We start from the raw sequence: 10,841 nt of genomic DNA, 5'->3' as shown, positions 1-10,841 counted from the left end.
GGAGCATATCCCCCGTACCAAGCATGGGATAAACGAGGGGGATCTTCAGCCGTTCCTGTTTTACCAGCATTAATCGGTAAAGAAAGGCTATTCATTACGGTTCCCGTACCTGCATTAACCACTCGACGTAATCCTGTTTGCAAAATTTCAACGGTAATGGGACTCAGACCTAAAGACTCGCGCCAAATATGATCGTCTCCCTCTTGTTGCACCAAGTGCGGTTTAACTAAATCCCCACCATTAGCCACCACCGCAAACATCATTGCCACTTGGAGAGGAGAAGACAATAAAAAACCTTGGCCAATAGACATATTTACTGTATCCCCAACAAACCATTCATACCCAATATTTTCCCGCTTCCAAGCATCATCGGCGACTAACCCTGCCGCTTCTTCTCGGTGTAGCTCAATTCCTGTTTTGCGCCCAAATCCAAATCTTCGCGTCCAATCAATTAGTATTTCTCCGCCAATTCCTTGGGCAATTTGATAGAAGAACGTATCGCTACTCCAAGCCATAGCTCCGGTAAAATCTAAGGGTCCAAAACCAACCCGATTCCAGTCCCAAAATTTAATTCCTCCCACTTGAATATAGGGATAAGTTCCCAAAACTGTGTGGGGGGAGTAGATTCCGGATTCAATGGCTGCTGCGGTCGTCACAATCTTGAACGTAGAAGCAGGGGGGAAGCCTTGCAGTGCCCGGTTAACAAAGGGATGATCTTTTCCTTGTAATTCTTTCCATTGTGCCTCACTAATTCGCCCAGAGAAGATGTTGGGGTCAAATTTGGGATTACTGGCCATGGCTAAGACTTCGCCATTTTGGGGATTCATGGCCACAATTGCCCCTTTCGTATTCCCTAGAGCTGCTTCTGCCGCCATTTGTAGGTCTAAGTCCAGGGTCAAACGGATATCATCACCGGATTTAGCTGCTTTATGATCGAGAATGCGTACCACTTGCCCTTTACTGTCTACTTCTACCTCTCGACCCCCCCATCCCCCACGCAGTTCTTTTTCTAGGGCCGCTTCAATCCCCATTTGTCCAATAATGTCACCGAGACGATAGCCTTGATTTTCCGTTTTCTCTAAGTCTTCTTCGTTGACTTCCCCGGTATACCCTAGAACATGAGATGCCACTTCTTTATATGGATATTCCCGTGCTGCTTCTACATCGACTTCTATGCCTTCCAATTCCCGGCTATATTCAGCCAGGGCAGTCACCTCTTCTGGAGTGAGTCCTCTGGCAATCCGCAGGAGGTAGGGAGAGGTATATTCTGCTTGATCCAAACGGCTTTGGATTTCTAATTCGGGAATGTTGAGGATTTCTGAGAGTCGTTTGAGGGTGGTGGGCCATTCGGTTTTACGACTGGCGAGGGGCCAAAGATAGACGGAGTGAGAAAGACTACTACCGGCAAGAATTTTGCCATGGCGATCGAGAATCTTACCGCGTCCGGGATGTTTGGGAATCACCCGAATGCGGTTATTTTTAGCTTCTTGTTCGTAGGTTGTCCCTTGAAGCAGTTGCAGATGTACTAACCGAGTCCCAATCCCTCCAACCAAGCCCAGAGTAATCAACAGTAGGAGGATTAACCCTTGGTAGTTACGCCCAATGGTACGCTCTGTAGTGTGGGTCGTGGGAATAGGACGGGACTTGGTTAAGAGCATATAGTTTGATCTAAGGTGACGGGGTTAAGATACGAAGCACCAGAATTGTAGAGCAATTTTACTGAAATTCAAAGATTTTTTACAGTTGTCTAAGTTTAGATTGACAAATCATAAAGAAAATAGTATGAAAATCGCCTTTGATTCGGTTAAATGTTGCACTCGATTGCGAGCCAACCAAACCCTCCGCTAAAATGCTCTCAGGTCAGCTATGGCCGCATTGCGTTTCCATCGCGCCTACAATACTTAACCTGAGTCAATAGATTATTAGTCTATGTTTGATGCCCTCGCCGATCGCCTAGAGTCTGCCTGGAAAAGCCTCCGGGGACAAGATAAAATTAGTCAGAGCAACATTAAAGAAGCCCTGCGGGAAGTCCGTCGCGCCTTATTGGAAGCGGATGTAAATCTGCAAGTGGTGAAGAATTTTATTGCTGAGGTCGAATCCAAGGCTCAAGGGGCAGAAGTGGTGAGCGGGGTACGCCCGGATCAGCAGTTTATCAAGATTGTCCATGATGAGCTGGTGACAGTGATGGGGGGAGAGAATGCCCCCCTAGCTCAGGTGGAACCTGCGCCAACGGTGGTGTTGATGGCAGGGTTACAAGGAACGGGGAAAACCACAGCTTCGGCCAAGTTGGCCTTGCATTTGCGCAAACAGCAACGCTCATGTCAATTGGTAGCCACAGATGTGTATCGTCCGGCGGCGATCGATCAGTTGATTACCCTGGGAAAACAAATTGATGTGCCGGTGTTTGAGCTGGGAGCAGATGCGAATCCGGTGGAGATTGCCCGGCAAGGGGTCGAAAAGGCGAAGGCTGAGGGAATTGATACCGTTATTATTGATACGGCAGGTCGGCTGCAAATTGATGCCGATATGATGGCGGAGTTGGCCGAGATTAAGGCGGTGGTCAATCCCCATGAGACGCTGTTGGTAGTGGATGCAATGATGGGTCAGGAAGCAGCCAATCTGACCCATACGTTCCATGAACAGATTGGCATCACGGGGGCCATCCTGACGAAGATGGATGGCGATAGTCGTGGCGGTGCGGCGCTGTCAGTACGGCGGATTTCGGGGCAACCGATTAAGTTTATTGGGGTTGGGGAGAAGGTAGAGGCTCTACAACCGTTTTATCCAGATCGGATGGCTTCTCGGATTTTGGGCATGGGCGATGTGCTGACCCTGGTGGAGAAGGCCCAGGAAGAGGTGGATTTGGCGGATGCGGCGAAGATGCAGGAGAAGATCCTTTCGGCCCAGTTTGATTTTACCGATTTCCTCAAGCAGACGCGGCTGATGAAAAGGATGGGGTCTCTGGGGGGTCTGATGAAGATGATTCCAGGGATGGGTAAGTTGAATGCGGATCAGTTGGAACAGGGTGAGGTGCAGTTGAAGCGATCGGAGGCGATGATTGGTTCGATGACAACTGAGGAGCGTAAGAATCCGGATTTGTTGTCGAGTTCTCCGAGTCGGCGGCGGCGAATTGCCAAGGGGTCTGGGCATTCGGAGAAGGAGGTGAGTAAGTTGGTGAGCGATTTCCAAAAGATGCGATCGATGATGCAACAGATGGGGCAAGGCCAGTTTCCCGGCTTACCCGCAGGATTCCCTGGAGGCGGTGGCGGGCCAGGGATGTTTGGGGGCGGCCGGCCTCCTGCTCCCGGTTGGCAAGGCTATGGTGGAGCGCCCAAGAAGAAGAAGAAAAAGAAGAAGAAGGGATTTGGACAGTTGTAGTAGCTTGGCCAGCTTAAAAAGGTGAACATGAGATGAGGGGGATGAACCACAGAGACACGGAGGTACGGAGAGGATTTGTATTCTGAATTGTTAATTATGGGTGTAGCGGTGAAAAAATGGTAAGATTAGGAGTTTAGTGTCTAAAATCGAAAAGCATACTGCTGAAGGAAAGCGATGATCAAGTTACGATTGAAACGATTTGGCAAAAAACGGGAAGTGAGCTATCGGATTGTGGCGATGCCCAGTACGACTCGTCGGGAAGCTCGTCCTTTGGAAGAGTTGGGATTTTATAATCCAAGAACGGATGAGACTCGCCTTGATGTGCCGGGAATTGTACGGCGCTTAAAACAAGGCGCTCAACCGACTGATACTGTGCGTAACATCCTTGAAAAAGCGAATGTCTTTGAACAACTCAAAGCAACAACCCCCGAAAACTAATGAGGTGACCCCACAATCGACTTTACCAACGCCAGATTATTTGGAGTTGGTGCGGATGCTGATTCATCCGTTTCTAGAGTTTCCAGAGGAGTTGAAGCTCGATTGTGAGAGGTCTACGAGTAAACCTCTGGTCTGGATACGAGTGGCGTTTTCGCCGAAGGATAAGGCGAAGGTCTATGGCCGAGGTGGCCGCAATATAGAAGCGATCCGAACGGTGCTGTCTACGGCAGCTCAAGCGGCTGGACAGTCGGCTTATTTGGATGTGTATGGTGGGTTCCATGTGTCTGACGATCGCCATGAACGCCATGGGACTCATGAAGAGGCTCGAGTTCGAGAGAGTCGAGATAAACCACGAAGGAGATCGCGACCCGAACCGCGTCGAGTTCAAGGGCCTTATCGCCAATGAGAACTAGACGACTTGCTAGGGGTTGCTCCAATTGTGGTGAATTATGAGCAATGAACCAGTAATCATTGAACTGCCCAGTCCCGATAGTGCGATCGCATTGTCGGGAGTTCAGGGCGAAAATCTGAAAATCCTCAGTAGACAAACCGGGGCAACTGTGGTGCTGAGGGGGCAGGAGTTGCTGATTTCGGGTACAGCGAAACAAGTAGAGTTGTGTTCGGCTTTGGTGCGATCGCTCGAAGAGTTCTGGGGGAAAGGTAAGTTGCTCTCTGGTGTCGATGTCCTCACGGCTCGTCATGCTCTGGATACGGGGCGAGAGGATGAACATCAGGATTTGAAGAAAAATGTCCTCGCTCGTACCCGTCGCGGCGAGGAGATTCGAGCGAAAACCTTTGCCCAGAAGCGTTATGTGGAGTCCGTGCGGACTCAGGATCTGACGTTTTGTATTGGCCCGGCAGGAACGGGAAAAACTTATTTGGCGGCAGTTCTGGCGGTTAGAGCGCTGCTGGATAACCAGTATGAGCGGTTGATTTTAACTCGTCCAGCAGTAGAAGCGGGGGAAAAGTTGGGATTTTTACCTGGAGATCTCCAACAGAAGGTCAATCCGTTTCTACGCCCGCTGTATGATGCCCTCTATGAGTTTATTGAGCCGGAGAAAATTGCCAGTTTGATGGAGCGAGGGGTGATTGAAGTGGCTCCGTTGGCGTATATGCGGGGTCGGAGTTTGAATAATTCATTTATTATTGTTGATGAGGCTCAGAATACGACCCCAGCGCAGATGAAAATGGTGTTAACGCGGTTGGGGTTTCGATCGCGGATGGTGGTGACGGGGGATGTGACGCAAACGGATTTACCCGGAAATCAGCGATCGGGGTTGGTGGTGGCAGAAGATATTTTAAAGAATGTGGATGGGGTTGGATTTTGTAAATTGACCCAAGCGGATGTGGTGCGTCATCCTTTGGTACAACGGATTGTCACGGCTTATGAGCGCTATGAAAAGGCTCTTTAAGGGGGATAGAGCGCTTGGCGCTGGGCAAAAGTCTGGTTCGCACGATACGACAAATTGTCATATCGTGAGTTTTATGAGGCAGTTTTGAGTTGATAAATAATAGGTCGATAGGTGGGTTGAGGAACAGGCTTGCCTTGCGATCTCGCTGTGTCTAGCCATGCCTGTTTAGCGATTTCTAATTCCTGGAGGGCTTCAGTCGCGGTTGCACCAAAGGCAGAACAAAATTGCAAATCGGGGATATCCGCAATGTATCCTTCATCATCTTCGCTGTAGAAAATATTAATATGATAATCCTTCATACATTATCCTCTAAACTTAAGTTGTAGGTTTCGACTAAGGTTAAAAATTGCCGGACTTGATAGGGTTTGGCACTCCCTTTAACGTTCTGAATATTAACGAGTTCAGAAATGTCTGGATGGGTAAAGATATGGTGGCTACCATTAATCCGATCTAGAGTAAAGCCAAATGCTTCAAGCAGGCTCACTATATCTTTGAAGCTAACATTTTTAGGATTGTTTAGAACTTGCCGTAACAGTTTTTGTTTTTTGCTCATCTCTCCTCCCTTCTTACCATAACTAGAGAGGAGATTTTTCTAGTTCAGAAAATACTAGCTCCGCAAATTTCACTATATCACTGCGATTGACTGTTGTCCAATCCATTGATGATAAATCTGTTGTGATTTTTTCTATAATGCTTGCCATTTCTTTGATTTCTATTTCTGACAAGTCTTTACCCCGACCAAAACCATTGTATTGTATGCCCCAGATAATAGAACAAAACATTTTAAAGCAATCCTCTAGTTTTTCTGAGGGCAATACTATCTTAATGCGATCTCCGTCATCGGAAAAGATGCGTAAAGTGCCAGCAACTCCCAGAGCGCTAAAGATTTTAGCTCCTTCGATTGCCCCCGGAACTGTAGCTAAACCGCCACTGAGACTACCTGTTACTACAGCACCTAAGACTGCACCAAAAATAGCACCAATACCTGCCATAACTGTTGAGGCACTGGCACCTAAGTTGAGTCTTTGATATAAATCCATTCTATTTGTTTTTCTGATCTCTGATAGCAGGTCTGATATGGATTCGTTAGGGTACTCTGCTGCAACGCTATACAAATCACTCACGAACTTTATCAAGCCGATAGTTTCTTTATAGACGACTCTCTGAAATTCATCTACACATTCTGAATAATTATCTTGATATTCCTTCTTCAGGAATGATTTTTTAAATGCTTGAAGTATTTCTAGACTTTCAGCAGCAAGTTCATATGATTTTCTCTTGATACTATTCATCCGTTCCTTAAATTGCTTCAATCCACTGTAAAAGTCGTCTTTTAATCGATCTTCCAGCAATTGATAAACAGCATCATATATCTTTTTCTCCTTATCTCTATAATCCCAGTGGGCATCAAACACAATAACATTGCTCACTCCTTTCTTATACAATAAATCAGTCCATAGCTTGCATCGATTATCTACTTCTTCCCTGCTACTTCCTCGAAAATTCTTGTGATATTGGTTGACAATGCCCACTACCTTCCCATTAATCCTGGTCACAACATCTATCTCATCCTCATGGGTGTCGTCTGGAACAGTACTTAAACTGGCTACATACAACACAACATTACTGTTCTTGATGAAAGGAATTGCTTCAATATCGTGTTTCACTCTACCTTGGTTTCTTGGTGATAAAGTTTGACCATCCAAATAATCTAGAGCGATTGAAGGATATTGGAATCCAGGACAATCAATAAAATCAGCTTGAAGACTTTCATAATAATTAAGCTTTCCCACATGAAGTTACATTTGCAGCATCTCTAATTTGACCTGTATATTGCCGAATCAAAGTTGTGATTAGAGTGGTTTTACCTGTGTTAGTATGTCCAGCAACAGCTATTTTGATAGTCATGTCCTGAAGGATTTAAGTACCTAGGAGTTTAGAGCATATCATATCACATTACGGGATGGTTTGCATCGTTAGATCTCCTATTCACTGGACAGGTAATGTAAACCAGCATACCCTGTTGGCTTATATGTAGGCTCGCAGTTTGAATAATTCGTTTATTATTGTCGATGAGGCTCAAAATACGACTGGGGCACAGATGAAGATGGTGTTAACTAAGATTTGGATTTCGATCGCCGATGGTGGTGACGGGAGATTTAACGCAAACGAATTTACCGGGTCATCGTACAAGGAATTGTAACGGCTTATGAGCGCTATGAAACGGCTCTTTAGGGGGTTTTGGGTGACGGTTTTGCTGTGGATGGCGATCGCCACGCCAGTTTGGGCAGGGCCTTTAGGCGATCGCCTGGAACAGTTTCCCCATTGGGACAGCAAACCCCCTGTAATGGCAGCCACAGGAGATTTAGTTTATCCTGACTGGATGGAAGGGACTTGGGAAGTAACCAGTACCTTAGAAGACATGGTCGCACCCTTAGCACCAGATTTAGTCACCCCTGGTTTTGAAGGAAATCGGCAATATTTGCATCAACCCATCGAGTTTGAGGTGCGGTTTCAACCCGCGAGTGAATGGGTATTACCGTTTCAGGGAGATTCCGGTTGGTCGTGGGGGAAAACGTTGAATCAGATTCTCAACCCTATTGTGGCGGATCGGGAATTTAATGGCTCCCATATTGCTAGTGCTTATTTAGGCGAGGGAGTGTTGCGATCGGTTAAGGTCGATCCTGACGATCCCAATCGGCAAATTATTCGCTTTGGTTCCGATCGCCAATTAGTATCTCTGGTCACTGGACGAGCGACAGAAAACCCCAATGATAACGACTTTATCAGTACAGAAGTAGCTCAACAAGTGTTTCGCAGCCAAGGGCAGATTTACTTAAACGAAGTTGAAACCACCACGGCTTATCATCGATTGAGTAAAACGGGTGAGGTTGAAGCCGATCAAATTACCGCCATTTATCTCTCCCCCCAAGATCCAGAGTATTTCCGCGCCATCTCCACCCCGGTGGCGTTATACCGTTATCAGTTACTCTTATCGCTTGTCGATGAATAAGAGTTATCCCTCTTTTCGCTGTTTAATGATCGAGATGGAATTTTCCTCCTAATTTTACGCGATCGCAGAAACTTGAGGACGGGCAAAAATCATCCGTCCTGCCGAAGTTTGCAGAGCGCCCGTAACAACCACGCGCAATTCCACCCCAATATACTGCCCCCCTTCTTCCACAACGACCATTGTGCCATCGTCCAAATATCCTACCCCTTGTTGTGGTTCCCGACCTTGCTTAATAATTTTTAAGTCCAGATCGTCACCAGGTAAATAAGCAGGACGCATAGCTTGGGCGAGATCGTTAATATTGAGGACAGACACCTCTTGTAAACTCGCAACCTGATTCAAATTGTAATCATTGGTGAGCAATGTGCCGTTAATTTCTTGCGCTAAATGCACCAACTTAGCATCCACAGTCGCAATCTCTTCATAATCGGCTGGGTGGATAACAATTTTATCTGGATAGGTTTCGCGAATGCGGTTGAGAATTTCTAAGCCTCGACGACCCCGAATCCGCTTTTGATCGTTGCCCGCATCCGCCACTAGTTGCAGTTCTTGTAAGACAAATTGAGGCACGAGAAGTTGCCCTTCAATAAATTTTGTAGCGAGTAATTCTTCCAGGCGACCATCAATAATACAACTGGTATCCACAATTTTTGTGGTGGCAGGTTTGAGGGTTCCCTCAGCCAGTAATAGGCTTTCCATACTATGAGGATTAATGAGTCGTAAAAATGACCGGCCATGGGTATCTGCCAGGGAAATACCGGAGAAGGCAAACAGGATACTGCCTAATACGGCAACCAAGGGTTTAATGAAGCCAAATTCTTTCGGAATAGGTAGCAGGAACAGGGGCGCTAACATCAGGTTAGCGACTAATAGACCAACGACTAAACCAATGGAACGGGTCAGGAGAACTTCTACCGGCATTTGTCGCACTTGCGCTTCTAAACGCCGATAGGAGGTTTGCACAAATAACCCAACCGCTCCCATAATGAGGGCAGCAAATCCAGCGGTGACCGATCGCAGACCATCTTGATTACTCACTTGGTCTAACACTGGAGTTGGAAGCAATTCCACGCCGTAGAAACCGATACCGATTCCTGCTAAGATAAAGGATATGATAATAATTGCGTCAATCATCATTTGACCTGATTGGGAACGAAAAATATTGAGGGGTCTGAATCAACCCCCTAAACTCATTGCCATAAAGGGTAGAGATAAACCATATTATAAGAGATCGATACACAAGGCTGTCGATCCATAAGACGGCAAACCGAACTGGGGTGAAAGGTCTCATGGAGCATCAAGAACAATCTTTCGTTATTCCCCGTTCAGCTTATCTTCACATTCCCTTTTGTCGTCGTCGCTGCTTCTACTGTGATTTTGCCATTTCTGTGGTGGGCGATCGCCGTTGGGGGGACAATTCCCCAGCCATGTCTCACTATATCGAGGTCTTAAGTTCTGAAATTGAACAGACTCCCCCTCGCGGTTCATCCTTAGAGACAGTGTTTTTTGGGGGGGGAACCCCATCCTTGCTCAGTGTCAGTCAACTCGAGCAACTGTTAACCACCCTCGATCGCCACTTTGGGTTAACCTCCACTGCCGAAATTTCCATGGAAATTGACCCCGGAACCTTCGATCTCAAAAAGTTACAAGGTTTTCTCGTTCTAGGAGTCAATCGGATTAGTTTAGGTGTACAGTCCTTTGATGAGCACCTTTTAAAACTTTGTGGGCGATCGCATACTGTCCACGAAATTTATCAGGCGATCGATCTCCTCCATCAAGCATCTGTTGATAACTTCAGTATAGACCTGATCTCTGGTTTACCCGAGCAGACCTCTGAACAATGGCAAAAAAACCTACAAATCGTCCTCGATATTTCCCCGCCCCACCTCTCCATCTATGACCTGATTGTCGAACCAATGACTGTCTTTGAGCGGCGCTATGAAGCAGGAAAACTAATCCTTCCCAGCGATGAGAGTAGTGCCCAATTCTATCGCTTAACTTCCCAAATCTTAAGGCAAGCTGGTTACGATCACTATGAAATTTCTAACTACGCTCGCCACGGATATCACTGTCGCCACAACCGTGTCTATTGGCACAACCAGCCCTACTATGGCTGGGGTATGGGAGCGGCTAGTTACATTGATGATATCCGATTTATTCGACCCCGCACCCGAAAAACTTACTATCAATGGCTGCAAGATGGGGGAGTGATGGACACTCCTCCTCTCTCGTCCACCGAAAAGTTTCTAGAAACTCTGATGCTCGGTCTTCGGCTTGCAGAAGGTCTATCTTTAAAGACCTTAACCCATCAATTTGGTTATCCTCCTTTGCAACAGTTGAGTCCAAGTTGGTATCCCTACTATCAACAAGGATGGATTAACCTCAACACCCCGAATGGACAACCTTGGCTTCCTGGACAACCCTTACCTTCAACAGGTCAGATCTCTCTGAGCGATCCAGAAGGCTTCCTCTTTTCTAACACAGTTTTATCTGAGATGTTCCAAGTGTTTAGTTAACCTGAATTCGGGATAAACAGCGACTCTTCCCTAAGAGTGCGCTCCTATACGAGGGAGCGACTCATTAAACGTTACTCGCATCAG

General features: G+C 46.7%; 12 protein-coding genes and 1 pseudogene. 7 read left to right on the top strand and 6 right to left on the bottom strand.

Annotation, left to right across the window (positions count from 1 at the left end; translation table 11 throughout):
- The coding region (mrdA, locus tag AC3A14_RS21415) for a penicillin-binding protein 2 (RefSeq protein ID WP_487779150.1) at positions 1 to 1,658 on the bottom strand (1,658 nt) is incomplete at its 3' end.
- A 271-nt stretch (positions 1,659 to 1,929) separates the two neighbouring features.
- Here mrdA and ffh point away from each other — a divergent pair.
- The 4 genes from ffh to AC3A14_RS21395 all read left to right on the top strand — a co-directional run bounded on the left by ffh (position 1,930) and on the right by AC3A14_RS21395 (position 5,228).
- The gene (ffh, locus tag AC3A14_RS21410; protein WP_318733249.1) at positions 1,930 to 3,378 is read left to right on the top strand and encodes a signal recognition particle protein; all 1,449 of its coding nucleotides are present in this window, start codon (positions 1,930 to 1,932) and stop codon (positions 3,376 to 3,378) included.
- Between the two features lie 174 nt (positions 3,379 to 3,552).
- Positions 3,553 to 3,816, top strand: a complete 264-nt coding sequence (gene rpsP, locus AC3A14_RS21405; RefSeq protein ID WP_271936749.1) for a 30S ribosomal protein S16 — start codon at positions 3,553 to 3,555, stop codon at positions 3,814 to 3,816.
- 4 nt (positions 3,817 to 3,820) lie between these two features.
- Positions 3,821 to 4,222 (top strand): KH domain-containing protein, encoded by a 402-nt coding sequence (locus AC3A14_RS21400; RefSeq protein ID WP_318699494.1) that lies wholly within the window; start codon positions 3,821 to 3,823, stop codon positions 4,220 to 4,222.
- Positions 4,223 to 4,265: 43 nt separating this feature from the next.
- A complete protein-coding gene (locus AC3A14_RS21395; protein WP_318733248.1) occupies positions 4,266 to 5,228 on the top strand; it encodes a PhoH family protein in 963 nt (320 codons plus the stop codon).
- Between the two features lie 71 nt (positions 5,229 to 5,299).
- Here the strand turns inward: AC3A14_RS21395 and AC3A14_RS21390 are convergent, their stop codons facing one another.
- From AC3A14_RS21390 to AC3A14_RS21375, 4 genes are read right to left on the bottom strand one after another with little or no spacing between them, the layout of a single operon-like run.
- On the bottom strand, positions 5,300 to 5,527 hold the full coding sequence (locus AC3A14_RS21390) for a type II toxin-antitoxin system HicB family antitoxin (RefSeq protein WP_318733247.1): 228 nt from the start codon (positions 5,525 to 5,527) through the stop codon (positions 5,300 to 5,302).
- Positions 5,524 to 5,781 (bottom strand): type II toxin-antitoxin system HicA family toxin, encoded by a 258-nt coding sequence (locus AC3A14_RS21385; RefSeq protein WP_318733246.1) that lies wholly within the window; start codon positions 5,779 to 5,781, stop codon positions 5,524 to 5,526. Before AC3A14_RS21385 ends, AC3A14_RS21390 begins: the two co-directional genes overlap by 4 nt.
- Positions 5,782 to 5,803: 22 nt before the next feature.
- Positions 5,804 to 7,021, bottom strand: a complete 1,218-nt coding sequence (locus AC3A14_RS21380; RefSeq protein ID WP_318733245.1) for a hypothetical protein — start codon at positions 7,019 to 7,021, stop codon at positions 5,804 to 5,806.
- The gene (locus AC3A14_RS21375) at positions 7,008 to 7,136 is read right to left on the bottom strand and encodes a GTPase (protein ID WP_413039065.1); all 129 of its coding nucleotides are present in this window, start codon (positions 7,134 to 7,136) and stop codon (positions 7,008 to 7,010) included. Before AC3A14_RS21375 ends, AC3A14_RS21380 begins: the two co-directional genes overlap by 14 nt.
- A gap of 133 nt (positions 7,137 to 7,269) precedes the next feature.
- Here AC3A14_RS21375 and AC3A14_RS21370 point away from each other — a divergent pair.
- Both AC3A14_RS21370 and AC3A14_RS21365 read left to right on the top strand, forming a co-directional pair.
- A pseudogene (locus AC3A14_RS21370) lies at positions 7,270 to 7,417 on the top strand (PhoH family protein); the annotation flags it as partial.
- Positions 7,418 to 7,446: 29 nt separating this feature from the next.
- On the top strand, positions 7,447 to 8,241 hold the full coding sequence (locus tag AC3A14_RS21365) for a DUF6816 family protein (protein WP_413039233.1): 795 nt from the start codon (positions 7,447 to 7,449) through the stop codon (positions 8,239 to 8,241).
- 54 nt (positions 8,242 to 8,295) lie between these two features.
- Here AC3A14_RS21365 and AC3A14_RS21360 read toward each other — a convergent pair whose 3' ends face one another.
- Positions 8,296 to 9,375, bottom strand: coding sequence for a PIN/TRAM domain-containing protein (locus AC3A14_RS21360; RefSeq protein ID WP_413038562.1), 1,080 nt, complete (start codon positions 9,373 to 9,375; stop codon positions 8,296 to 8,298).
- A 155-nt stretch (positions 9,376 to 9,530) separates the two neighbouring features.
- On the opposite strand from AC3A14_RS21360, the gene hemW reads away from it, so the two are divergent.
- Positions 9,531 to 10,757, top strand: coding sequence for a radical SAM family heme chaperone HemW (gene hemW, locus AC3A14_RS21355; protein WP_318733242.1), 1,227 nt, complete (start codon positions 9,531 to 9,533; stop codon positions 10,755 to 10,757).
- Positions 10,758 to 10,841: the final 84 nt, after the last annotated feature.

The sequence above is a fragment of the Roseofilum sp. genome, assembly GCF_982964205.1.
This window is presented reverse-complemented; position numbering and strand designations above follow the sequence as displayed.